The sequence below is a fragment of the Pontimicrobium sp. MEBiC06410 genome, from assembly GCF_053601615.1.
The window spans coordinates 43,130-67,031 of the sequence record NZ_JBSHNT010000153.1 but is presented as its reverse complement, the minus strand read 5'-3'; the positions used below and the strand labels follow the sequence as shown (position 1 = coordinate 67,031).

Here is a 23,902-nt window from a genome sequence, read left to right as displayed (position 1 = left end):
ATCAATTATAGTTTTTTTAATGCAATTTGTAATGTTGTACCTTTTCCTATTTCAGATTGTAATACCTTTATTTTTCCGTCATGGAATTCTTCAATAATACGTTTTGCTAGAGATAAACCAAGTCCCCAACCTCTTTTTTTACTAGTATAACCAGGCTCGAAAATAGTATTAAACTGGCTTTTAGCAATGCCTTTTCCTGTGTCTATAATTTTAATACTAACATATTTCTCTAAAGCAACCATTTCTATAGTTAAATCACCTTTACCTTTCATAGCATCAATAGCATTTTTTACAAGATTTTCTATAGTCCAACTGTAAAGTTGCTTGTTTAAGTTAACATATACAGGGGTCATTGGGAGTTTCAAACTAAAATTAATTAGTTTAGAAGAACGTGTTTTTAAATAGCCGAAAGACGTTTTGGTTTCTTCAACAATATCAGCTTTTTCAAGCACTGGAATAGATCCTATTTTACTAAAACGATCGGTGATTGTTTTTAAACGATCGATATCTTTTTCAATTTCTAATATATAATCTGGATCTACATTTTCGGTTTTTAATATCTCTGTCCATCCAATTAAAGAAGATAATGGTGTGCCTATTTGGTGTGCCGTTTCTTTGGCCATGCCAGTCCATAACTTATTTTGTATAGCATTTTTATTGCTTTTATAGAACAAATAAACAACCGTACCAAACAAAACAATAATTAGTAGTAAAGCCAAAGGATAATATTTTAGCTTATTTAATAGAGGCGCATTCCCATAATAGAGCGTGCCTATATCTATTGTTTTATTTTTTAATTTGTAACTTAAAGGTATAGGTTGATTTTGTTCTTGAAAACGGGTTTTTAATTTATTTATATAACGCTTTACATCTTTAATATTTGAAGTGTCAATATTGTTAGTATTATTAAGTTCTCCATCTTTAGTAAATACTAGCATAGGAGTTGTTATTGTTGTATCTGTAATAATATGTGTAGTTAGGGGATTAACATTGGCATTTATATCAATAACACTTTGGGCTAAGTCTGCATGAGCATAAGACCAAGTTTTCATTTTAGCACGCTCTTCTTCTTTAAACTTCTGAAAAAACACATAAGTATTCCATAGAATAAGAGAGACAATAGCAAAAGAAGCTGCAACAATAACCCAACGAAAAAGTTGTCTGTGTTTAGTAAAAAACATCTAGTTTAGATTTTAAGATGTTAATATAATGCAAATCTGTTAATAATATTGTGTAAGCATAATGACAAATCATTTTTAGTTCATTATCAAAATAGGTACATTTGCCAAAATTATAATTAATTAATGGCTACATTTAATCCTAAAGAACTGAAAACTGGAAAGTTGCATAGTTATTTGCTTAGCGCTGTTGCACCAAGGCCAATAGCTTTTGCAAGTACAATAGATGCTAAAGGAAATCCTAATTTATCTCCGTTTAGTTTCTTTAATGTATTTAGTGCAAATCCGCCAATACTTATTTTTTCACCAGCGCGTCGTGTAAGAAATAATACAACAAAACACACATTGGAAAACGCACAAGCAACTAAAGAAGTGGTTATTAATGTAGTTAATTATAATATTGTACAGCAAATGTCTTTAAGTAGTACAGAGTATGCTGAAGGCGTAAATGAATTTGAAAAAGCGGGTTTAACAATGCTAGAAAGTGATATTGTAAAGCCATTTCGTGTAGCAGAGTCTCCTGTACAATTAGAGTGTAAAGTAAACGAAATAGTTGCATTAGGTACAGAAGGTGGTGCAGGTAATTTAGTAATATGCGAAGTTGTTAAATTACATATAGACGATGCTGTTTTAGACGATAACGGAAGTATAGATCAAGTAAAACTAGATTTAGTATCTAGAGCAGGAGGAAGTTATTATAGTAGAGCAAAATCTGGTTTTTTTGAAATACCAAAACCATTATCAACTCTAGGGATTGGTGTGGATGCTTTACCAGAAGCTATTAGAAACAGTACTATTTTAACAGGAAACGATTTAGGAGTTTTGGCTAATGTGGAAATATTACCAAGCAAAAATGACGCTTATATAATAGAACATAATTTACAAAGTTTAACGACAGAAGAAAAACATAAAAAAGCACACGATTTATTAAGTTACGGAAACTTAGAAGAGGCTTGGAATGTATTATTATCTTAAGCAATAAAATAAAGACGAATATTTAAATAATTATATAGAGTAATGGAAGTACAAGGAAAAGTAAAGCTAGTAGGGCAAGAACAAACTTTTGGAAGTAACGGATTTAGAAAAAGAGAACTAGTAGTTACTACAGATGAGCAATACCCACAGCATATTTTAGTAGAATTTGTTCAAGATAAGTGCGATTTATTAAACAACTACCAAGTTGGACAAGATGTAAAAGTTAGCATCAATTTAAGAGGAAGAGAGTGGGTTAATCCACAAGGAGAAACTAAATACTTTAACTCAATTCAAGGGTGGAGAATAGAAAGCTTACAAGCATCTGCACCAGCAGGTATGCCAGAAGTGCCACCAGCACAAGCGTTTGAACCAGCTACAGATTTAAAAGAAGAAGATCACGACGATTTACCATTCTAAGCGATTTTACTTAACTAATATATTAAACGACAATGTTTGTAATAAACATTGTCGTTTTTTTGTTTTAAATAATTGCATTATTTTTCGTCTATGAATATTACCAAAGCAATAGAAACTATTTTTAAAAGATATTTACCATCTCCTTTTACCATTGCAGTTATACTAACCTTAGTAACAATACTATTAGCGTTTTTATTTACAGAAGCCCCAAAAGAAGAGCACCATTTATTATCTATATTAAGTTTTTGGGAAGCTGGTATTTGGAGTAAAGGCTTGCTAGTTTTTGCTTACCAAATGATGCTTATTTTAGTATTAGGTCATGTTCTTGTTTTAAGTAAACCTGTAAACAGATTAATTACCGATTTATCTAAAAATGTAACAAATACCACTACTGCAGTTATACTAGTAAGCGTAACAACAATGATTGCTGCATTTTGTAATTGGGGATTAGGGCTTATTTTTGGAGCCATATTAGCTAGAAAAGTTGGGGAGTATGCACAAGAAAACAATATTCCATTAAACTATCCATTGGTAGGAGCTTCTGGCTACGTTGGTTTAATGGTTTGGCATGGAGGAATAAGTGGTTCTGCACCAATAAAAGTTGCAGAACAAAACCATATTCGCGAATTTATGGGAGATATCTCTTCTACAAACCTTATTAATCAAATTCCAGAAAGTATAACATTTAACGCCACTATTTTTAGCTGGTGGAATTTACTATTATTTGGTGTTTTGTTAATAACTGTTCCTTTTGTATTAACCAGAATAGCAAAAGTAACAAAGCCAACAACCATACAATTAGAAACATATAATTTTAAGGATTCTAATGTAAAAGATGTCGAGGGAGCCGAAAAATTAGATTACTCTAAAATATTTGGAGTAGGTTTTGGTGTCGTTTTGCTTATCACTTTTTTTTATCAGTATTGGGGAGCATTAACCAAATTGGCGATAACACCAAACATGTTAAACTTTTTTATGTTAGGCTTAGCTATTGTGTTGCATAAAAATTTTAGTAATTTTTTAAAAGCAGTAGAAGAAGCTATAAAAGGAACCTCTGGTATTTTAATTCAGTTTCCATTGTATTTTGGTATTATGGGCATAATGAAAAGTACAGGTATAGTAGTTTCTATTTCAGATTTTTTTGTTTCTGTAGCCAACGAAACAACATTACCAATATTTACTTTTATAAGCGCAGGAATTGTTAATGTGTTTGTGCCAAGTGGTGGAGGGCAATGGGCAATACAAGGCCCAATAGTAGTAGAGTCGGCATTAAAATTAGGAGTGCCTTTGCCTAAAGCTATCATGGCTTTGGCTTATGGAGACCAAATAACAAATATGTTACAACCGTTTTGGGCGTTACCATTATTAGGGATAACAAAACTAAAAGCCAAAGAAATACTGCCATACACACTTATTTTAATGAGTGTAGGTATAGCAGTTTACATACTAGGGCTTTTATTATTTTAAACTGAAATATGCATCTTTTAGATTATAATATAGTATTTCCAGATGTTTCTGAAGCCGATGAAGAAGGCTTATTGGCGGTTGGAGGTGATTTATCTGCAGAGCGTTTAATATTAGCCTATAAAAGCGGAATTTTCCCTTGGTTTGATGAAGATGAGGTAATATTATGGTGGGCTCCAGACCCTAGGTTTGTATTATTTCCTTCAGAATTAAAAGTATCAAAAAGTATGAAACAGTTTATGCGAAACTGCGATTACGAAGTAACAGTAAATAAAAATTTCTCTTCTGTTATTAGAGAATGTGCTTTGGCTAAACGAGAAGGACAATCTGGAACTTGGATTACCAAAAATATGATTTTGGCTTATACTAAGCTACACGAATTAGGTTATGCAAAATCTGTTGAGGTTTGGAAAGGAGAACAACTAGTTGGAGGACTCTATGGAATCGATTTAGGAAACGGTATATTCTGCGGCGAAAGTATGTTTGCTAAAGAAAGTAATGCCAGTAAAACCGCATTTATAACCTTTATACAGCATACTAATTATAAGCTAATAGATTGTCAGGTATATACAAATCATTTAGAAAGCTTGGGCGCAAAGGATATTTCTAGAGCGGATTTTATGGGGTTTTTATAGTGATAATTTAAACGATTTATTTTAACGGTTTGTGTAAAATGCGTTTTAATACATTTTTACATATAGTTGTAGTGTCGTTTTAGTATTTTAAGCTATCAAGCTCATGTTTAAAAAATGTTTCAAATTCCCCTTTAATAGTTAATCTATTTTGCTTGATTGAATCAAAAATTAAGTCTTTAATTGTTAATACTCTAGTATCGATTTTTGGTTCTTCATTTAAATGAAACAAAAAATGTAAACTCAATTTCTTTCTCTTACTAACTGGCATAGGAAGCTGATTTTTTATCGCTTTATAAATTTTAAGTCTGTCCGTTTGGTTAAATTTTTTGTCCAAAAACGACTCACTGGATAATTCGTTTTCAAATAGATTTTGCCTTTTCAGTGAATTTAAGATTCTGTATTTGAAAAATACGTATGCAATATCATTACGTAAAATAATATTATTATGAATAAGCTCTAATTTTTTGTTATCTAAAGGGAGACTAAAACTGTGTTTTTTTTCTAGTTCTTCAGTATTTTCTGGATAAGTTCTCATCTATTATAATCTTCTTAGCATCTTATTTTAAATGCAATACAACTAACCACTAACTAGACCTCATTATATCTAAAACACCCCACTTCATGATCATTAACCATACCAGTAGCTTGCATGTGTGCATAAACTACTGTGCTACCAGCAAACTTAAAACCGCGTTTTTTTAAGTCTTTACTTAAGGCATCGCTTAAAGGTGTATTAGCAGGAGCGTCTTTATAATGTTTCAGTTTGTTTTTAATAGGTTTACCATCTACAAAATCCCAAATGTATTTACTAAAACTACCAAACTCTTCTTGTACTTTAATAAAAGCCTGTGCATTGGTTATGGTAGCTTTTACTTTTAATTTGTTTCTTATAATACCTGCATTTTGTAGTAACTCATCAATTTTATCTTGATTGTATTGCGCTATTTTTTTGTAATCGAAATTATCGAAAGCATCCCTGAAGTTTTCACGTTTTCGCAATACAGTTATCCAACTCAAGCCAGCCTGAAACGTCTCAAGAATTAAAAATTCAAATAACTGGTGGTCGTCGTAAATAGGTACACCCCATTCTAAGTCGTGGTAGGCTTCGTATAAATCGTCACCAACACACCAGCCACATCTATGTTTTGCCATATAACTGTTGTTTTAAAGATTCTATTTCTTTGTCTTTTGCTTTAATAATGAGTTTGTTTTCTATAATTGAAGTCACGATAAAAACAATTAGAAACCCAATTTTAAAGTACTTAAATATAGTACTTTCTTCTGTAGGAAGCCCTTCGGAATAATGAAACCTTTCTGTAATAAACATAATAATAAAACTAATTTTAGAAATCCATCGTATTCTATTAAAATGTTTGATACTATTCATAGCTGTAAGGAATTTTATAATGTAACTACTAATGTAAGAACTGTACTTTAAAATAAGAAAAGTTATAGTATTTTTATAATATGGAAACAAAACAACAAACAGATTTAAGTAAAATAATAAACGATAGTTTAACAAAAAGTATAAGCTATCAGGAATATAGAGAATTAGTAAAAGAATTAGTTGCTAAAAACGGGACTACAGGAGAAACACAAAGCGAAGCTTTAGCAAACTACACTATGCTAAACGATCGTAGAATGAAACGCTGGGATAAAACGATAAAAGTGTCTGATGAGGTTAAGACTGAAGTGGCGGCTGTAGATAGAGATATGACTTGGATTGTACTAACTGAAAGTTGGTGCGGAGACGCAGCACATTTAATGCCAGTAATGAATAAAGTTGCGGACTTAAATGATGGTATTGATTTTAGAGTCGTGCTTAGAGACGAAAATGAAGCTTTAATGAATCAGTTTTTAACTAACGGAGGGAAATCTATTCCTAAATTAATAATGTTAGACAATACTACTGGAGATATTGTAAATACTTTTGGACCAAGACCAAACGAAGCTACCAAGTTAGTAAACGATTATAAAGCCGAGCATGGTAAATTAACACCAGAGTTTAAAGAAGATTTACAACAATGGTATAATAAAGATAAAGGCCAAAATGCAATTAAAGATTTAGTTGCACTGTTAAGATAATAGAATTAGTTAGCAAAAATTAAATTGCACTCAAGCGTGGTTAAAATACTAGAAATAGTTTTTGGCTACGCTTTTTACTTTTATGGCAGTTAGAAAGAAGGGAACGATATTATTTTCCTTTAAAATTAAAAGTTATCGAGCCAATTTGTGAAGCTTTGGAAGCAGCATCGAATCTAGCTTTCTTTGCATATTCTATTGCACGTTCTCTTAAACAGGCATTAGTAGAGGTAGAAGCATTATTTACATAAGCTTCAATAACTTTTCCGTTATTGTTTACAGTAATGTTTACTATAATTTTTCCATTAGCTTGGCATAAATATACAGGAGGAGGTAAATACTCGTCTGTTCTTCCTTTTAGAGAATAGGTAACAGTACTGTTTAAATTAGCTGAAGCTTTTGCTGTTACAGAAGTCTTTGTATTAGATTGTTTATTTAAAAGACTATTAACGCTATTAAACGCAGTTAACTCTTCGCGTTTTATATTAGAATTAGCTGTGTTTTTTTCTGCAGTTTTGGTTTCTGTAGGTTTATAGTTTCTAGCATTAAATTTAGAATAATCATAATCTTTTGGTGGAGCAATAGGTTTATAAGCTTGAGCAAAGTGCTTATATTTTTTAGTCTCGTTAAACCCTTTATTTGTTTGTTTAGAATTATCGTTTAAAGTAGGTTTATTTTCTTCTTTTAGTTCTTCTTCAATAATTTCAATAGGAATAGTTAATTCTGCAATTTCAGAATTTAATTCGTAAACGCTTAAATTAAAGATACTTAATAGTAACGTTCCTGTAAGTAGAAGCGTTATAACAAAGGCTTTATGTGAATTGTTAAATTTCAAATACGATATAAAGATAATAATTAGATAGTGCGTTAGTACTATTATATACGATGAAAGCAAGTAAAAAGATTAGAAAAACTGAAACTCTAAAAAAACTGAAACGCTAGAAATAGCATCTAACTGCCTAAAACCAAAGCGTTTTCTTGTGAAATCTATACCAATTAAAAAAGAATTTCTGTAATCTCCATCAAAAATTTGATAACCAGCACCTAATTTATATAAGTTACCCGATTCGAAAGACCGATCTATATTTAATAACTTACCGTAGCCACCCCTTAAAAAAACATTATCATCATTTTTAATAATATTATACCTAAAACTTAAGTAGGCAGGAAAAAATAAAAGTGCTTCTCTTCTATGATTTGCATATTCAAAATTTAACCCAATTGAGGTTCTGGAATCAAATTGATAACCAATACCAGTATTAAAAAAGAGTGCATTAAATTCAAAAATATTATCATTATACTCATCAGATAAATCAATGTCTTCGTTGGTAGTTAAAGTGCCTGCAATAGAAAGTTTGAAGAAAACACCTTCTGTTATTTCTGGTTTTAAATCTTGTGTAAATACCGATAATGAAATACTAAAAAGTAAAATAGAAAATAAATAGCGCATTGTAATCTAGTTTAGGTTAATGCACTATCATCAATAATTATTCCGTTAGTAAAAATGATTAATAAGTTTCTCAAGTTTTTCTATGAAACCCATCTTATTTCATATTTAACAATGATCCATTTGTTATTGATTTTTTCTAGAAAAAATAGCCCTCCACTTCCACACAATCCTCCACAAATATACATACCATAAACAATAGCTTTTTTTTCGTTAACAGAAATTAAGGGAAAAGAAATAAAGGCAATCGGTCTTTTTTTTCTACTATATTTAGTTTTATAGAATGGATAAATTTTTCTTTTGTTCTTTTTTTCTAATTGATTGAAATTAGAGAAGAAGTTAATTTTAATATTTTCAATTTTAACAGTAACCGAATCACTATAAATTTCATCAACTATTCTATCATAATATTCATTGAGTTTTTTTGAATCTTTCGGCTTTTCATATTTGTGATATAAATCTTGAGTTTTTAATGTCCTAATCCTTTCTAATTCTTTTAATAACCTATTATTATTATTATTATTAAATCGTTTGTATATTTTTATAGAATCGGATTTATAGGTTGATACTACAACTTTAATTATTTCAGAATAATCACTTTTATTTTGAGAAAATGATATCCCAATTACAAATAATAGTGGTATAAATAATATGTGTTTTTTCATTGTTTTTTTCAAAACTACATTATGTACAGATACCTCAAAATATGCAATGAGTGAATTGTCTTTCTCATTTAGTTAAGAAGATATAACAGGATTTAAAAGAAGAAAGTATCTTATTTATTCAATTCAGCAATAAACCCTTCAATAGAAAGCGCATTATCCACATTGAAATCTCCAATTTTTGTACGGCGTAAAGCAGATAAGTGCCCTCCAGATTGTAGCGCTTTACCAAAGTCGTTAGCTAAAGAGCGTATATAAGTCCCTTTACTGCAAACCACTCTAAAATCAATACCATTACCGTTAATATTGGTGATTTCGAAAGCTTCAATAGTAATTTTTCTAGATTTAACTTCTACAGCTTCACCAGCTCTTGCATATTCATAAAGGCGCTTACCATCTTTCTTTAATGCAGAAAATACAGGTGGAAATTGGTTGATTTCTCCAATAAACTGTTTAGTTGTTTTGTGTATTAAGTCTTCGGTAATATGATTGGTAGGGAAGGTTTCATTTATTTCAGACTCTAAATCGTAAGATGGTGTCGTGCTTCCTAAAGTAATAGTCCCAGTATACTCTTTTATTTGCCCCTGAAACGATTCTATTTGTTTGGTCATTTTACCTGTGCAAATTACTAATAAGCCTGTAGCTAAAGGATCTAAAGTTCCTGCATGACCAACTTTTATTTTTTTTATATTAAAAGCTTGGCGTATTTCCCATCGCAATTTATTTACAGCTTGAAAAGAAGTCCAATTAAGAGGTTTATCTATTAATAATACCTGGCCTGCTTTATAATCTTCTCCTGTTTTTGGTGTCATATTACATTAGTTTAATAAAGAAAATACAATAGCAATAAGCCCAACTATAGCACAGTAAATAGCAAAATAAGATAATTTACTTTTTTTAACTAAAGCAATCATCCAAGTACAAGCAAAAAGCCCAGCAACAAATGCGGCAATAAAACCAACAGATAATGCTGTAATGTTTTGACTCTCGAAAGATAACTCGCCTCCTAAAATATCTTTAGCCATTTTACCAAATATTAATGGAACAACCATTAAAAATGAAAAACGAGCAGCTTTTGTTTTATCGTTTCCAAGTAATACAGAAGTAGATATTGTAGCACCAGAGCGTGAAATTCCTGGTAACATAGCAATAGCTTGCGAGATACCAATTATAAAAGCATTTTTAAAAGAAACATCTTTATTCGTGTTTTTTGCTTTATCTGCCAAAAATAAAAGGATTGCTGTTATTATAAGCATGACGCCTACCAGTAAAATATTACCACCAAATAATTGCTCTAATTGCTCTTCAAGAAACAAACCTACTAAAACAGCAGGAATCATAGAAACTATAATTTTTAATACAAATTTGGTGTCCTCATTCCATGTGCCAGAAAAAAGCCCTTTTATAATAGTTATAATATCTTTTCTAAAAATAACAATGGTACTTAATGCTGTTGCAAAATGTAAAACAACAGTAAATAATAAGCTTTCTTGTGGTACAGAATTATCACCAAGTATGGCTTTACCTAATTCTAAATGGCCACTAGAAGAAACAGGTAAAAACTCGGTAAGTCCCTGTATAATACCTAAAATAATTGCGTCAATAATATCCATGGCGCAAAAGTATTAAAATAGAAGTATCTAGTAAGGTGTTGTAGGGTTTATTTTTTAGATTCAGATTTCCCTTTACCAGTTAATATGGCATAAATTTGAAATCCAAAACCTATTAAAACTAAAGTAGGTGCTAGACGAATACGTCTAAAACTAAAAATGTCTTCATTAAAAACATTGGGATCATCGCTACCGCCACCAGACATTAAAATAAAACCTAAAGCTATACAAGCTAAACCTATAAACATAAATTTATAGTTTCTTTTTCCAAAGATAAACTCACTGTTGTTTTGCTGCTGTTCTTTAAGTTTTTTTTGTCCCATGGGTATGTACGCTAATCAAATTCTGTAAAAATAACATCGTTATTAATTACTACTGTGCAATAATTTTTTAGATGTTTCTATTATAAATTTAGGTAAGTGCAAAGTAACGGTTTTATTTAAAACTGTAGCGTTAAGATTGTCTAAATTTATTTTCACCTATCTATAAATACCTTTTAATTTATATTTATTAGTGTCTACTTTAACAAAGTTAGTAGTATTATCGTCTAAGTTTTTTTGAGATAATATAAAAGCTGTTATCATTATTATACCTGCTAATACAAAAGTTATTCGCTTCATAATCATAGTTTTTTAAGATTTACAAATAATTTAAAGTATTGGTATGGCCAGATTATAATGTGGTTATTGGTTAAGTAAAGATAACTCGTATTCTTCCTAATTATTGTTAAGTAAAACGTTAAATGCTGTTAAATACTAAGCTTTAACAGTTGTTTAAGAATTTAAAAAAAGAGTTTAATAATACAGTTTATCTGTATTTAAGTTTAAAAAACGCTGTGTAGCGAAAAAGGTAGAAATCCAAGTAATAAAAATGCCTAAAACAAATACAAACGCAAATAATGCAACAATAAGCACAGGTTTATTAAGAAGCTCTAATTCTGGAAACGTTTTATTTATAAAATGCAATACAACACCCATGCCAATTAAAGCTAAAATAGCTCCAATAATACCTAAACGCACACTTCGCCATATAAATGGACGACGAATAAAGCGTTTAGTAGCACCTACCATTTGCATGGTTTTAATAGTAAAACGTTTAGAGTACACAGCCAAACGTATAGAACTGTTTATAAGCAATACAGCAATTAATGTAAAGAGTCCGCTAATAACAAGAATCCAGAAACTAATTTTCTTTACATTATTATTCATTAAATTAACGAGGTCATTATCGTAGTTAACCTCTTCTACAAAGTTTTTAGATAAGGCTTCTTTAGAAATCGTTTCTAGTTTCTCAGACGTAACAAAGTCGGCTTTTAAGTTAACATCGATAGAATTCTTTAAGGGGTTAAAACCTAAAAAGTCCATAAAATCTTCACCACTTTCAGTTTTCATAGCCTCAGCAGCCTGTGCTTTAGATACAAAATCGGTAGACTTTACATAATCGGCCATGGCTAAGCTTTTTTCTAGTTGTTTAATCTCAATATCCTTAGCAGAGTCCTTTAAGTAAATAGTTACAGTAACTTGTTCTTTAAAATGGTCTGCCACCTTTTTAGCATTTAATACCAAAAGACCTAGCAACCCTAATAAGAAAAGTACCAATGCGATACTTAAAACAACAGAAAAATAGGAAGAAATTAAACGGCGTTTTTGGTATTTGTCAAAAGATGAACTCATAAAGAACTATAATTTAAGCTGTAAAAATAATAAAGAAATTAAATACAAGCCTTTTACAAGCCTTAAACTTTTAATAATGTTATAATAAGTTTAAATTTGCCGCTTTAAAACAAGTTAGCAGCAATTTAGAAAATGAAATATAACTTTAACGACATAGAAGCCAAATGGCAAAATTATTGGGCAACAAATCAAACCTTTAAAGCCTCCAATAATAGCGATAAACCAAAATATTACGTATTAGATATGTTCCCTTACCCAAGTGGAGCAGGACTACACGTAGGGCATCCGTTAGGTTATATAGCTAGCGATATCTATGCACGTTACAAACGCCATAAAGGCTTTAATGTATTACACCCACAGGGTTACGATAGCTTTGGGTTGCCAGCAGAGCAGTATGCTATACAAACGGGACAACACCCAGCAGTAACTACAGAAACTAATGTTGTTACTTACAGAAGACAATTAGATAAAATAGGATTTTCTTTCGATTGGAGCCGAGAAGTACGTACCTCTAATCCAGAATATTATAAGTGGACACAATGGATCTTTATTCAGTTATTCGAATCGTATTACTGTAAAGATTCCGATAAGGCTAGACCAATTACAGAATTAATTACGGTATTTGAAGCCGAAGGAAACACTAAAATAAACGCAGTTTGCGATGACAATGTAGCATCGTTTACAGCCGAAGATTGGAATGCCATGTCGTCTGTAGACCAACAAAAAATACTACTACAATACAGATTAACCTATTTAGCTGAAACCGAAGTTAACTGGTGCCCAGCATTAGGAACCGTTTTAGCTAACGACGAAATAGTAAATGGCGTATCAGAAAGAGGAGGACACCCTGTAATACGCAAAAAAATGACACAATGGAGTATGCGTATATCTGCGTATGCCGAACGTTTATTACAAGGCCTAGATACTATAGATTGGACCGATTCTTTAAAAGAAAGCCAACGAAATTGGATAGGGAAATCTGTAGGAGCATCGGTTACATTTAATGTAAAAGACCATAACGAAACCATAGAAGTCTTTACCACAAGACCCGATACTATTTTTGGTGTGAGTTTCATGACCTTAGCACCAGAACACGACTTAGTCTCTAAAATAACAACAGCCGAGCAAAAAGCAGAAGTAGAAGTCTATATAGAAAAAACAGCAAAACGAAGCGAGCGTGACCGTATGGCCGATGTAAAAACCATTTCTGGAGTATTTATTGGTGCTTATGCAGAGCACCCATTTACAAAAGAGCCCATACAAATATGGATTGGCGATTATGTATTAGCAAGTTACGGAACAGGAGCAGTAATGGCTGTACCATGTGGAGACCAGCGCGATTACGATTTTGCAAAACACTTTAATATAGACATCCCTAATATTTTTGAAGGCGTAGATATTTCTGAAGAAGCCTATGCCTCTAAAGACAATGTAAAGATTGCTAATAGCGATTTCCTAAACGGAATGAACTACAAAAAAGCAACCAAACGAGCTATTTACGAGTTAGAGCAATTAGGACAAGGCGAAGGAAAAACCAATTACCGTTTACGTGATGCTGTATTTTCTAGACAACGCTATTGGGGAGAACCATTTCCTGTGTACTACGTAAACGGTATGCCGCAAATGATAGACGCAAAACATTTACCAATACAATTACCAGAAGTAGAAAAATATTTACCAACCGAAACAGGAGAGCCACCATTAGGTCGTGCCGATGTTTGGGCGTGGAATAGTATTGAGAATAAAGTAGTGAGTAATGAGTTAATAGACGACGAGACTATTTTTCCGCTGGAACTAAACACTATGCCAGGTTGGGCAGGAAGTTCTTGGTATTTTTTCCGTTATATGGAAGACACTATGCGAAACGAAACCTTTGCAAGTGAAGACGCACTTAACTATTGGGAAAACGTAGATTTATATATTGGAGGGAGCGAGCACGCTACGGGACACCTATTGTATTCGCGTTTTTGGGTAAAACTATTAAAAGATAGAGGCTTTGTTTCTGTTGAAGAGCCTTTTAAAAAGCTAATTAACCAAGGCATGATTTTGGGGACTAGTGCTTTTGTCTCTAGATACACAGGTTACTACAAGGTTAGTGTTTTTATGAAAGATGAATCAGAATTAGAAAATGAGCCTTTGTTAAAAGATAATCCAATTATGGAATCTATATCAGAAAAAGGAGTTTTATACGTTTCTCTAGATCAGCAAGATGGTTTTAAATTTTTGGAACAAGAAGCAGGAAAAGTTGTTATAAAGAATTTTAAAAATACAATAGCTAAAGCATCTGGAATTGATTTTGAAACAGAGATTAAAATTGAATTTATAAATAGCCAAATTGATTTAATACATACAGATGTATCATTTGTTAATGCTTCAGATGAATTAGATATTGAAGCTTTTAAAAACTGGAGAGCTGAATTTGAAAATGCTGAATTTATAACGGAAGGAGATGGAACGTTTAAAGTTAAGCGCGAAGTCGAAAAAATGTCTAAATCTAAATACAACGTTGTAAATCCAGACAACATTTGCGAGCAATACGGCGCAGATAGTTTAAGACTTTACGAAATGTTTTTAGGCCCATTAGAGCAAGCAAAACCATGGAATACAGCAGGAATAACAGGAGTACATGGGTTCCTTAAAAAATTATGGAAATTATATGTTGGCGAAAACGGATTAAAAGTAAACGATGCAGAGCCAACAAAAGACAACCTAAAAACATTACACAAAACCATAAAGAAAGTAGAAGAAGATATCGAGAACTTCTCGTTTAATACATCGGTTTCTACCTTTATGATTGCAGTAAATGAGCTTACTAAACAAAACTGTACAAGTAAAGCCGTTTTAGAGTCGTTATTAGTGTTAATATCACCTTATGCACCACATATAGCAGAAGAATTATACAATATGCTAGGCAATAGCAATTCTATCTCTACAGCAGCATTCCCTATATTTGATGCTAGTTATTTAGTAGAAAGTAGCAAAAATTACCCAATATCATTTAACGGTAAAATGCGTTTTACGCTAGAATTACCAATGGATATGAGTAAAGAAGATATAGAAAAAACGGTAATGGCTCACGAAAAAACCATAGCACAATTAAACGGGCGTACACCTAAAAAAGTAATAGTAGTACCAGGAAAAATTGTAAACATAGTAGGGTAACGAATTCCTGCGCAGGCAGGAATCTCACAGCCAATAGAAACTATATAAAGGCAGAAATAAGCATAATATATAAGTGGATACAACTAATACACGTTTTAGATAGGTATATCTTAAATACAGAATATATTTTTCATTATACTATAGCAGCATCCGAAAACAATGATTTAATACATTGTTTTCGGATGTTTTTTATAAAAATAAGTATGAAGTAATGAAAACGTCAGTTCAAGTGAAATTTCTTTTTCAGAAATTTTGTATCGAGAACACTTCAATAAAAAATGTTTTACTAGAGGTATTTTAAGTGCCAGAGATAAGTTAAGACTACTTTCAATAACTATCAGAATTGTATCAAAACCTATTGGTTTTGACTACAAATGCTTATTTTCGATACAAATTTCATTTATTTTCAATCGTAAAGTCCACATGAATTAATGAACTTTATAAAAACTTAAACTATGAAATACCTATCCATATTACTGTTATTATGTCTTAGTTTTTCTTCAGAAGCACAAAACGACAGTATACAATTTCCACAAGACTATTTTGGTATATATAAAGGAAACTTAAACATTATAAATAGTAGAGGAACACAAACCATAAGAATGGAATTTCATTTACAGCCAACCGATTCTGTAGGTAAATACAAATACACTATTGTATATATCATGGAAGGTAACAGGCAAGAACGAAAATACAACCTAATAACAAAAAATGCAGCTAAAGGCGACTATATTGTAGACGAAAATAATGGCATACTTCTAGACGCAAAACAAATAGGGAATACATTATATTCTATGTTCGAAGTACAAAATAATTTAATAACCACTACCGAACGTTTTTATAAAAATGCTATGGATTTTGAAATAACCTTTACAGATACCAAGCAAAAAACAGAATCTACAGCAGAGGGAGAAGACTCTATAAATGTGACATCGTACCCTATAGGTGGCATACAAAAAGCCCATTTAGTAAAACAATAAAGCTATTGTAACCCTTTACTTATAATTTGGTAAAACTATATTACCAAAAAAACAGTGTATAAGCACATTTACGCACTATATTTTAATGAATTTGAATAATTTATTCAAATTTAAAAACCTTGCATGTCCCGTATTTATTAGCTTGAGCTAAACTTACGCCTCTTTTATTGTTTTTTTAATTTTTTTTTGGGTAATGAATTAAAGCATTACATACTTAATTATATAAACAATTAAAAGGTGTAACCCGAAAAACCAATTTAATAGAGTAGGGACAATTATAATTAATTAATAAAAATGAAAAAAACTATCTTAAAAACCCTCTTTGCAGTGTTGTTTTTTGTTTCGTACCAAAATGCAGATGCACAAAAAGTTAAAAGTAATATTGTTATGAGTACAACTTTAGACTTAGATTTAAACTCATCTAATACAAGTATTACAACCTACCCAAACAGTACAACGTATCCTGGGTATTACGAATTAGAAATGAGAGTAACTGCGTTTGTTCATACATTTCAACCTGGAACCTATACATTAGCAACAGAAAGGCGTCAATTAAATCATGATACTAATGTTCCAATATCTTCATGGTCAAGTATGGTACCTAACTTAAATCAATTTCCTAATACAGGATGGGGGACAACACCATCAGCAACATATTCAGGTACAGCTAGAACTACACAATTAGAAGGAACAACGTTTCAATACAGAGTAAGAGTAACTCTTAATCCTACAGCTGCAGGACTTCCAAATAAAACAGTATATACACCTATTAGAACAGCTAAAGTGTTAGGAGATCCAACACCATGTTTTACTATGTATAATGTTAACTCTACGCAAAATGAAAATTCTAAATATGGGCCTCAGCCAGTAAATACAATTTGTCAATATTCGGTAGCTATAAATGGAAGTTGTAGTAAATTTGAAGAAGGATACCATGTTAGAGTTGCAGAATTCGATTTAGCATCATGGTCTTTTGTTCAAGATTATTACAGTGGTTGGGTAGGCTCTGGAGAAGCACCAACTTACACTAGTTTAAATGGATTAGTAGCTTCAAACGGATACTCTTTTATACCAGGTAAATTATATGTTGTAGGATTTTCTATAGGACCAGTATGGGAGTCTGCACCAGTACAATTTTTTAGAGTAGTAGCTTGTAAAGAATCTGGAGAAGATACTATAGAAGAAGTGAAAGATGTAACTCCAGTGGAGATAGAAGTAATAGATGAAGAAGTTGCAAACCCTGTTAGATTAAAACTGTATCCTAACCCTACAGAAAATTACTTTAAAATTTCTGTAAACGATTCAGAATTAGAAAAAGGATCTTCAGTTTCTGTAATGAATAGTAAAGGAGTAGAAGTGTATAAAGGAACTGTTGATACTAATGATTTTGAAGTAAATACTAGTGAGTGGAAAACAGGTGTTTATTTCTGTAAAATTCAAATAGGAGACAGAATAGAAACTAAAAAAATAATTAAAAAATAAGGTAATTTTAGCCATAATTAAGGCAGGGTTATTACCTAGTTAAGGTCGAAAGTATATACTTTCGGCCTTTTTTATGCGGTTCTAAATAGAAAAACTGACAGAGTTACATAATTATTTAAATGGCTTACTTTTTGTTATCTTTAAAATAAGAATTAAAAAAATAAATATTATGAACGGAATGATGGGATATTATCTACTTATTGGAGCAATAGCTCTAGTAAGCAGTTTAGTAAGCGGACAACTAAAACGAAAATTTGCAAAATATTCTAGAGTACATCTACGTAACGGAATGAGTGGTGCAGAAATAGCAAAGAAAATGTTAGCAGATCATGGTATAAGAGATGTAGAGGTTATTTCTACTTCTGGGCAATTAACAGATCATTACAACCCAGTAAATAAAACAGTAAACCTAAGCGAAGCCGTTTATAACCAGCGTAATGCAGCTGCGGCAGCAGTTGCTGCACACGAGTGCGGACATGCAGTACAACATGCACAAGCATATCAATGGCTAACTATGCGATCTAAGCTTGTACCAATGGTAAGTTTAACTTCAGGAATGTCTCAATGGTTAGTTATTGGAGGAATAGCGCTTATGGCTACAAATATGATAGGAGGTATAGGCTATTGGGTAGCGTTAGCCGGTTTAATATTAATGGGTTTTGCAACCTTATTTAGTGTTATAACCTTGCCTGTAGAATACGATGCTAGTAATAGAGCTTTAGCTTGGCTAAAAAATAAACATATAGTAACACAAGAAGAGTATGCAGGTTCAAAAGATGCTCTTAAATGGGCTGCAAGAACCTACCTAGTTGCTGCAATAGGAGCTATAGCATCTTTAATTTACTGGGCATTACAAGTATTTGCTAGAAGAGATTAAAAAAATAAGTTAATATTAAAAAGAATGAATTATTAATAATTTATTAATAGTTTGGTTTCTTTTTCTTAAATTGTGGGCTGAATTATATATTAATATAACAATGGACCAGCCATTTGAAGCTCCTACACAAGATCAATTACTAGTTTCCGCTTTATCGCAAGAAGATAAAGTAGCTTTTTATAAAAAAACGTATGCACATGTTGCTTTAGGAGTTTTAGTCTTTATCGCATTTGAATATTTGCTTTTACAAAGTGATGCTATTGTAGAATTTGCATTATCCTTAACACAAGGGTATAAATGGTTAATAATGTTAGGCGGATTTATGTTTGTAACAAACTATGCCGAAAAAATGACATTAAAAACCCCAGATAAAACAAAGCAATATTTAGCTTATGGGTTATACATTTTTGCACAAGCATTTATTTTTATACCTATGATTTATAAAGCCATGTTTTATATGGAAACTGGCCCAGAATTATTACAACAAGCAGCAATAGTTACTTTGGCATTATTTACAGGGTTATCTGCGGTAGTATTTATAACTAAAAAGGACTTTTCATTTATAAAAGCAGGATTAACAATAGGTTTCTTTATTGCTTTAGGCTTAATAGTAGCTGGAATTATTTTTGGCTTCGATTTAGGCTTGTGGTTTTCTGTAGCAATGTGTTTACTAGCAGGAGGTGCTATTCTATATCAAACTTCTAATTTAGTTAATACCTATACAGAAGACGATTATATACCTGCAGCGTTAGGCTTATTTGCATCTTTAATGCTATTGTTTTGGTATGTATTACAGATTTTTATGTCTAGAGATTAAGTGCTTTTAATATTAAATGAATTAGTCAATTACAAATTGAATATATAAATTATGAAAAAAATTACTTTTTTGATTTTGTTAGTAGCTCTAGTGCTTTCTTGCTCTACTGATGAAACCAATGATAGCTCTCAAGAAGTAACACAACAAGTTCTACCTGGGCAAAATCCTATAAAACAAGCGCTTCATAGTTTAGATTTTTGGCAAACGGCAGACTTACCTGTAGTATTTACAGATTTTATACAAGAGGCACAGTCATTTACGTTTAGTAAATCGTTTTTTGTAAATAGTTTAGAAGTAAGAAATTTAGAAGCTTACAGATTTGCATTAGGTGTAAGTAATAATAAATTACAAGTTATTTGCTTAGGCGTAACAGAAGAGAATGAGGTAATAAGTTCTGTATTTAAAATAGGAACCCCAAATATGGGAGCAATAAATGCAGAAGAAGTAGATACACAACAAAACACACCATATGATGTTTCTACAATAGCAAGAGAAGATATAAGAGGTCATGTTTTACAAATAAAAGATGCGCTTAGATATTTAAATGATTGGAGAGATACCTTAAATGACATAAGTACTCTAGATGATAAAGTTTCTTACGATGGTAATAGAATAAAATATTATACTCTAGATAAAGATGCTATGGATTTTTTAGTAAATAGAGATGATGTTACTGCTGTAGAATTAGTATTTGGATTAAATGATGAAGGTAAAATGACAACAGTATTTTTTGGAAAGAATGGTAAAAATGTAATTTTCGATACTAATGCGGTTAATTTCGCATTAGATTTCACTAGCCCTTGTCCGAGTAACTGTGATGATATTAGAATAAATTAATAATATTAAATACATTATAAAAAAGCCTTCATTTAATGAAGGCTTTTTTATTGATTGCTTTTGTTTTAAAGTTTAGTACTATCTAAAGACACCATTTTGTTTTTTAAAGCATATATAACTAATCCTGCAACATTTTTAGATTCTGTTTTTAATAATAGATTGTTACGGTGGCCTTCTACTGTTCTTGGACTTATATATAAACTGTCTGCAATATCATTAGTTGTATATTGTTTACAAATAAGGTCTAGAACTTCAATTTCTCGTTTAGTAAAATAATTCGTGTCAAAATTAGACTTGACTTTTTTCTCGCTAGGATTTACTATACTTTCATGAATGTATTGCATCACTTGCTCATCATAATAAAACCCTTTATTAGCAACTTCTTTTATAGTTTTAATCATAAGTGCAGGAGTGCTATTTTTAGCTAAATATGCTACAGCACCAATAGATATCATGTTTAGAATAAAAGGTTTGCTAAAATAGCTTGTTAAGGCTATAACTTTAACATCTGGAAATTCTTTTCTAATTAATTTAGTAACTTCAACTCCGTTTAAGCTAGGCATTTTAAGATCTGTAATTACTATATCTGGTAATACTTGGGTGTTTCTTAATTGATTAATTAAATGTTCCCCATCTTCTGCATCGAAAAGGATTTCTATTGTGTCTTCACTACCTAATATTGCTTTTACACCTTGTCTAAACAATAATTCGTCGTCTGCTAATGCTAATTTTATATTATTCATCATTATAATGTATTATAAGGGTTATATAATATATCCAAATAATAATTGTTTAGGGATTTAATTTTTAATTATGGATGTTTCGGGGTATTTACAATGTATTATAAACTTACTCCCGCTATTTTTTGTGCTCTCTAGAGTTAATTTTCCATTTAAAATTTTAACTCTACTTTTTATGTTTTGTATACCTATGCCTGGTTTTTTCTTTATGTCTTTAACATTGAAACCGATACCATTATCTTGATAATGCACCATAAAACCTGTAGGCGCTTGCTCCATATAAATAACAAGTTCATTAGCTTGTCCATGCCTAATAGAATTATTAATAAGTTCTTGAATAATTCTAAATAAGTGCAATTGGTTAGTTTTGTTTAGTTTGGAGAGTTCTTCTATATTGTGTTCTATATCTATACTAGTATTAGCAGTAAACTCTTCAAACAATTCTTCTAAAGCAGCCTTAAGGCCAAATTTATCTAATATAGGAGGCATTAAATCATGCGCTATTTTACGAGCACTTTCTAATGTATTGGTTGTAATATCTAAAATTTGCTCTAAAGCCGTTTTTTGTTTCTCGTTAATTGTTTTATCTATTAAAAGAACATGAGTAGTTAAACTAACTACATTAAGTTTCGCGCTAATGGCATCATGTAAATCTTGGGCAATACGATTGCGTTCTTGCTCTTGTATGGCTATAGATGTTTGTAATATTTTTCGTTGATGATCTATTTTTAATGTGGCTTTTTCCTGTTCCTTTTCTACAATTTTTTTCTTGGTATGGTGGAAAAAAGCAATAAGCGTAACTGCCATTATAATTAATAAGCTAACACTTATGCCTACTATGCTAATTATCGTTATGAATGAGTTTTCTTCCAAAAAAGAGGGCTTTTATGTTGTTAAGGAGAATATAAAGATAATACTAAAAAATTATTAATTTTTTCTATAGGTTTTATACCATTCTATAAAAATTAGTATTTGGTATACAGCATAGAGGATAGAATTAAATAACCATAATAGCTTATTTAAACTATCGTATGACACGTTGAGAAAATTACCAGAGCAAAATATTAAAGTACTACTAATTAAATAAATGAAAATACCAGAATTAACATATACAAACTCCATTTTTTCTGTTAAAGAGTTGTAGAAATGAACAACGCTGAAAGAAACAATACTTAAAGAGGTAAGTACAATCTCTAGTAAATTAAATTTATAATATAAAGAAGGGTTTAAGGAGTATTGTATTGTTAAAATAAGTAAAACAAGTATACTGACAATTTTAACGGTATTTTTATGTTTTTTATTATTAAATAAAGTAATGTAGAATAAACTTAAAAGTATAAATTGTAAAATAAAGTAATAATGAGAGAGATAAAGATTATCTATTTTGTCTTGCCATAATAAATAGCTTTTAACTTGTATTACTAAGGAAATAAATAAATACAAATTAAATATTTTAAAAGTTTTATTTTCTATTAAAAAACTTTTAAAAAATAAAATGGTATTAACAACTAAAATTAGTTTACTAAGATTAGAAAAAAATAATTGATAATCTTTTATCTCCATCATTTATAAATAATAATTACGGCCTTGGTTTAGGGGCGTATAAAGGGCTATTTGGGTCGCATGTATTAGGACATGGATCTGTAAAATCATAAACACCACTTCCAGTTGGTTCAGGAGCTAACATTTTACAACCACTTGGTTTTTCGTCTTCAATTATGTCTCTATGAATATTGTTACAATCTACATAGGTCCCCACGATTAATAGTTTTTCGCCATAACCATTTGCTTTAGAAGTGTCTTTGTCATTAATGGCCATATATGCTCTTACGCCAGCACTGTCTACTTTACTTGTAACTACTTTTCCAGATTTGTCTATAACTCCCATTTCTGTTAAAGCACCAATAAGATCTCCTGCAGGCATTAAAAATCCTTTACATTTATTGGGATTCGCAGACTGCCAGTTGTATGCCCAATTTACAGCATCTTCAATAGGTCTAGTTTTTGTACTCATAATTTTGTTGTTAGTTGTTAATTAATAAAAAGGTTAATAATTGCCTAAAGCTAATTTATATTTCCTTACATAAAAAATTTAAATAATAAAACAGGGGTTTTTACCTGATTTTAATAAACCGTGGTATTGCGTTATTTTTTTTTTTGAGTTCTATTTAGCTTAGCCAAATAGTTTACAATCAATGATTATTTGTCTTAAATTATTTAATTAATTAAAATTTAATGTGTAAATCGTTGGTGTTTTCTAATAATAATAGTTAATTTAACTATTATTAATCTTTTTAATTTTAACTTAAAAACAATTACTTATGGATCCATTTTTAGGAGAAATCATTATGTTTGGTGGTAATTTTGCACCGAGAGGCTGGGCATTATGCGACGGACAATTATTGCCAATCTCGCAATACTCTGCACTATTTTCAATACTAGGAACAACTTATGGAGGAGATGGTAGAACAACTTTTGCATTACCAGATTTAAGAGGTAGAAGTCCAATACATGCAGGACATGGTCCAGGTCTTAGCACTATGAAATTAGGTCAAAGAGGAGGTCAGGAATATGTAACTTTAAACATTACACAAATGCCAAGCCATAATCATGTAGGTAGTGCAAAAATGTTAGGAGCAGATCCAGTAGCCAGAGGTACAGACTCAACATCCCCTACAAATGCATTTCCAGCTGCAGGAGGCGTATATGGAACCGCTGCAAATGTAGAAATGGGAGCAGGTACTGTTACTGTAAATAATAATGGTGGAAATCAACCATTTTATAATAGAAATCCTTTTGAGGTTGTTAATTATATAATAGCCTTACAAGGTGTTTTCCCTTCTAGAAACTAATTAATTTAAAAA

Annotated in this window: 27 protein-coding genes; 12 read left to right on the top strand and 15 right to left on the bottom strand. The window is 31.0% G+C overall.

Annotated features, from left to right (window positions below; all coding sequences use genetic code 11):
* Nucleotides 1–5 precede the first annotated feature (5 nt).
* Complete coding sequence (locus ACVC08_RS10360) at nucleotides 6–1,181, bottom strand: sensor histidine kinase (protein ID WP_452601980.1); 1,176 nt, start codon at nucleotides 1,179–1,181, stop codon at nucleotides 6–8.
* 123 nt (nucleotides 1,182–1,304) lie between these two features.
* On the opposite strand from ACVC08_RS10360, the gene ACVC08_RS10355 reads away from it, so the two are divergent.
* From ACVC08_RS10355 to aat, 4 genes are all read left to right on the top strand, one after another.
* The gene (locus ACVC08_RS10355; RefSeq protein WP_452601979.1) at nucleotides 1,305–2,153 is read left to right on the top strand and encodes a flavin reductase family protein; all 849 of its coding nucleotides are present in this window, start codon (nucleotides 1,305–1,307) and stop codon (nucleotides 2,151–2,153) included.
* A gap of 42 nt (nucleotides 2,154–2,195) precedes the next feature.
* A complete protein-coding gene (locus tag ACVC08_RS10350) occupies nucleotides 2,196–2,570 on the top strand; it encodes a DUF3127 domain-containing protein (RefSeq protein WP_452601978.1) in 375 nt (124 codons plus the stop codon).
* A 90-nt stretch (nucleotides 2,571–2,660) separates the two neighbouring features.
* Nucleotides 2,661–4,037: a short-chain fatty acid transporter gene (locus tag ACVC08_RS10345; protein WP_452601977.1), complete on the top strand. Its 1,377-nt coding sequence runs from the start codon at nucleotides 2,661–2,663 to the stop codon at nucleotides 4,035–4,037.
* An 8-nt stretch (nucleotides 4,038–4,045) separates the two neighbouring features.
* Complete coding sequence (aat, locus tag ACVC08_RS10340; RefSeq protein ID WP_452601976.1) at nucleotides 4,046–4,669, top strand: leucyl/phenylalanyl-tRNA--protein transferase; 624 nt, start codon at nucleotides 4,046–4,048, stop codon at nucleotides 4,667–4,669.
* A 79-nt stretch (nucleotides 4,670–4,748) separates the two neighbouring features.
* Here the strand turns inward: aat and ACVC08_RS10335 are convergent, their stop codons facing one another.
* The 3 genes from ACVC08_RS10335 to ACVC08_RS10325 are packed head-to-tail and all read right to left on the bottom strand — an operon-like array spanning nucleotide 4,749 to nucleotide 6,056.
* Entirely contained in the window at nucleotides 4,749–5,204 is a 456-nt protein-coding gene (locus tag ACVC08_RS10335) for a hypothetical protein (protein ID WP_452601975.1), read from the bottom strand.
* 53 nt (nucleotides 5,205–5,257) lie between these two features.
* Nucleotides 5,258–5,821 carry a DNA-3-methyladenine glycosylase I gene (locus tag ACVC08_RS10330; RefSeq protein ID WP_452601974.1) on the bottom strand — a complete coding sequence of 188 codons (564 nt, stop codon included), beginning with the start codon at nucleotides 5,819–5,821 and terminating at the stop codon, nucleotides 5,258–5,260.
* Nucleotides 5,808–6,056, bottom strand: coding sequence for a hypothetical protein (locus tag ACVC08_RS10325; protein WP_452597769.1), 249 nt, complete (start codon nucleotides 6,054–6,056; stop codon nucleotides 5,808–5,810). The genes ACVC08_RS10330 and ACVC08_RS10325 overlap by 14 nt, the downstream gene beginning before the upstream one ends.
* A gap of 80 nt (nucleotides 6,057–6,136) precedes the next feature.
* On the opposite strand from ACVC08_RS10325, the gene ACVC08_RS10320 reads away from it, so the two are divergent.
* Complete coding sequence (locus ACVC08_RS10320; RefSeq protein ID WP_452601973.1) at nucleotides 6,137–6,754, top strand: thioredoxin family protein; 618 nt, start codon at nucleotides 6,137–6,139, stop codon at nucleotides 6,752–6,754.
* Between the two features lie 109 nt (nucleotides 6,755–6,863).
* Here ACVC08_RS10320 and ACVC08_RS10315 read toward each other — a convergent pair whose 3' ends face one another.
* The 8 genes from ACVC08_RS10315 to ACVC08_RS10280 all read right to left on the bottom strand — a co-directional run bounded on the left by ACVC08_RS10315 (nucleotide 6,864) and on the right by ACVC08_RS10280 (nucleotide 12,143).
* Nucleotides 6,864–7,586, bottom strand: coding sequence for an energy transducer TonB family protein (locus tag ACVC08_RS10315; RefSeq protein WP_452601972.1), 723 nt, complete (start codon nucleotides 7,584–7,586; stop codon nucleotides 6,864–6,866).
* Nucleotides 7,587–7,655: 69 nt separating this feature from the next.
* The gene (locus ACVC08_RS10310) at nucleotides 7,656–8,201 is read right to left on the bottom strand and encodes a hypothetical protein (RefSeq protein WP_452601971.1); all 546 of its coding nucleotides are present in this window, start codon (nucleotides 8,199–8,201) and stop codon (nucleotides 7,656–7,658) included.
* Nucleotides 8,202–8,281: 80 nt separating this feature from the next.
* The gene (locus ACVC08_RS10305; protein WP_452601970.1) at nucleotides 8,282–8,863 is read right to left on the bottom strand and encodes a hypothetical protein; all 582 of its coding nucleotides are present in this window, start codon (nucleotides 8,861–8,863) and stop codon (nucleotides 8,282–8,284) included.
* 110 nt (nucleotides 8,864–8,973) lie between these two features.
* Nucleotides 8,974–9,672, bottom strand: a complete 699-nt coding sequence (truB, locus tag ACVC08_RS10300; RefSeq protein WP_452601969.1) for a tRNA pseudouridine(55) synthase TruB — start codon at nucleotides 9,670–9,672, stop codon at nucleotides 8,974–8,976.
* 6 nt (nucleotides 9,673–9,678) lie between these two features.
* Nucleotides 9,679–10,473, bottom strand: a complete 795-nt coding sequence (locus ACVC08_RS10295) for an undecaprenyl-diphosphate phosphatase (protein WP_452601968.1) — start codon at nucleotides 10,471–10,473, stop codon at nucleotides 9,679–9,681.
* A gap of 47 nt (nucleotides 10,474–10,520) precedes the next feature.
* The gene (locus ACVC08_RS10290) at nucleotides 10,521–10,793 is read right to left on the bottom strand and encodes a DUF3098 domain-containing protein (RefSeq protein ID WP_452597761.1); all 273 of its coding nucleotides are present in this window, start codon (nucleotides 10,791–10,793) and stop codon (nucleotides 10,521–10,523) included.
* A 156-nt stretch (nucleotides 10,794–10,949) separates the two neighbouring features.
* Nucleotides 10,950–11,090 (bottom strand): hypothetical protein, encoded by a 141-nt coding sequence (locus ACVC08_RS10285; protein ID WP_452597760.1) that lies wholly within the window; start codon nucleotides 11,088–11,090, stop codon nucleotides 10,950–10,952.
* A 174-nt stretch (nucleotides 11,091–11,264) separates the two neighbouring features.
* A complete protein-coding gene (locus ACVC08_RS10280; RefSeq protein WP_452597759.1) occupies nucleotides 11,265–12,143 on the bottom strand; it encodes a cell division protein FtsX in 879 nt (292 codons plus the stop codon).
* Between the two features lie 132 nt (nucleotides 12,144–12,275).
* Between ACVC08_RS10280 and ACVC08_RS10275 the strand changes: the two genes are divergently transcribed.
* From ACVC08_RS10275 to ACVC08_RS10250, 6 genes are all read left to right on the top strand, one after another.
* On the top strand, nucleotides 12,276–15,305 hold the full coding sequence (locus ACVC08_RS10275) for a leucine--tRNA ligase (protein WP_452601967.1): 3,030 nt from the start codon (nucleotides 12,276–12,278) through the stop codon (nucleotides 15,303–15,305).
* 455 nt (nucleotides 15,306–15,760) lie between these two features.
* Nucleotides 15,761–16,285: a hypothetical protein gene (locus ACVC08_RS10270; protein WP_452601966.1), complete on the top strand. Its 525-nt coding sequence runs from the start codon at nucleotides 15,761–15,763 to the stop codon at nucleotides 16,283–16,285.
* A gap of 294 nt (nucleotides 16,286–16,579) precedes the next feature.
* Entirely contained in the window at nucleotides 16,580–17,767 is a 1,188-nt protein-coding gene (locus tag ACVC08_RS10265; RefSeq protein WP_452601965.1) for a T9SS type A sorting domain-containing protein, read from the top strand.
* Between the two features lie 178 nt (nucleotides 17,768–17,945).
* Complete coding sequence (locus tag ACVC08_RS10260; protein ID WP_452602009.1) at nucleotides 17,946–18,644, top strand: zinc metallopeptidase; 699 nt, start codon at nucleotides 17,946–17,948, stop codon at nucleotides 18,642–18,644.
* 100 nt (nucleotides 18,645–18,744) lie between these two features.
* Complete coding sequence (locus ACVC08_RS10255; RefSeq protein ID WP_452601964.1) at nucleotides 18,745–19,461, top strand: Bax inhibitor-1/YccA family protein; 717 nt, start codon at nucleotides 18,745–18,747, stop codon at nucleotides 19,459–19,461.
* A gap of 51 nt (nucleotides 19,462–19,512) precedes the next feature.
* Complete coding sequence (locus ACVC08_RS10250) at nucleotides 19,513–20,298, top strand: hypothetical protein (protein ID WP_452601963.1); 786 nt, start codon at nucleotides 19,513–19,515, stop codon at nucleotides 20,296–20,298.
* A gap of 65 nt (nucleotides 20,299–20,363) precedes the next feature.
* Here the strand turns inward: ACVC08_RS10250 and ACVC08_RS10245 are convergent, their stop codons facing one another.
* The 3 genes from ACVC08_RS10245 to ACVC08_RS10235 form a co-directional block, all read right to left on the bottom strand.
* The gene (locus ACVC08_RS10245) at nucleotides 20,364–21,044 is read right to left on the bottom strand and encodes a response regulator (protein ID WP_452597753.1); all 681 of its coding nucleotides are present in this window, start codon (nucleotides 21,042–21,044) and stop codon (nucleotides 20,364–20,366) included.
* 54 nt (nucleotides 21,045–21,098) lie between these two features.
* The gene (locus ACVC08_RS10240) at nucleotides 21,099–21,845 is read right to left on the bottom strand and encodes a sensor histidine kinase (protein WP_452597752.1); all 747 of its coding nucleotides are present in this window, start codon (nucleotides 21,843–21,845) and stop codon (nucleotides 21,099–21,101) included.
* Nucleotides 21,846–22,617: 772 nt separating this feature from the next.
* Nucleotides 22,618–23,052, bottom strand: a complete 435-nt coding sequence (locus tag ACVC08_RS10235) for a hypothetical protein (RefSeq protein WP_452601962.1) — start codon at nucleotides 23,050–23,052, stop codon at nucleotides 22,618–22,620.
* A 307-nt stretch (nucleotides 23,053–23,359) separates the two neighbouring features.
* Between ACVC08_RS10235 and ACVC08_RS10230 the strand changes: the two genes are divergently transcribed.
* Entirely contained in the window at nucleotides 23,360–23,890 is a 531-nt protein-coding gene (locus ACVC08_RS10230) for a phage tail protein (RefSeq protein ID WP_452601961.1), read from the top strand.
* The last annotated feature ends 12 nt before the right edge of the window (nucleotides 23,891–23,902 follow it).